Source organism: Bacillus sp. AFS017336, from assembly GCF_002555445.1.
Classification (GTDB): Bacteria; Bacillota; Bacilli; order Bacillales; family Bacillaceae_G; genus Gottfriedia.
This window is the reverse complement of sequence record NZ_NUCO01000073.1, coordinates 1-558: the sequence shown is the minus strand read 5'-3', so window position 1 is coordinate 558 and position 558 is coordinate 1. Positions and strand designations below refer to the sequence as shown.

Genomic DNA, 558 nt, shown 5'->3' with positions numbered 1-558 from the left:
CTGCTCCACCCCGCGATAATTTGGATACTTTTTAAAGTAAATCCGTTAATATGTTATTTAATAAAAATGGAGGAGTAAGAGGGATTCGAACCCCCGCGGGCTGTTACACCCCTGTCGGTTTTCAAGACCGATCCCTTCAGCCAGACTTGGGTATTACTCCATTGATAAGTGGTGGACCTTGTAGGACTCGAACCTACGACCGGACGGTTATGAGCCGTCTGCTCTAACCAGCTGAGCTAAAGGTCCTAAAATAATAAGTAGCGGCGGAGGGAGTCGAACCCACGACCTCACGGGTATGAACCGTACGCTCTAGCCAGCTGAGCTACACCGCCATAATATTTCATTTAAGTTTTCTAAGTGGAGCCTAGCGGGATCGAACCGCTGACCTCCTGCGTGCAAGGCAGGCGCTCTCCCAGCTGAGCTAAGGCCCCATGTTTAAAATGGTCGGGAAGACAGGATTTGAACCTGCGACCCCCTGGTCCCAAACCAGGTGCTCTACCAAGCTGAGCCACTTCCCGTTTAGAATTACAGGTGATACAATATGGCGCGCCCGAAAGG

The 558-nt window shown here is 50.7% G+C and carries 5 tRNA genes; all 5 read right to left on the bottom strand.

The window, feature by feature from the left end:
• Positions 1-67 precede the first annotated feature (67 nt).
• Positions 68-160 (bottom strand) — tRNA-Ser (locus CN601_RS22120).
• Positions 161-169: 9 nt separating this feature from the next.
• Positions 170-246: transfer RNA gene (locus CN601_RS22115), tRNA-Ile, on the bottom strand.
• A 12-nt stretch (positions 247-258) separates the two neighbouring features.
• Positions 259-332: transfer RNA gene (locus CN601_RS22110), tRNA-Met, on the bottom strand.
• A gap of 26 nt (positions 333-358) precedes the next feature.
• Positions 359-431 (bottom strand) — tRNA-Ala (locus CN601_RS22105).
• A gap of 10 nt (positions 432-441) precedes the next feature.
• Positions 442-518: transfer RNA gene (locus CN601_RS22100), tRNA-Pro, on the bottom strand.
• Positions 519-558: the final 40 nt, after the last annotated feature.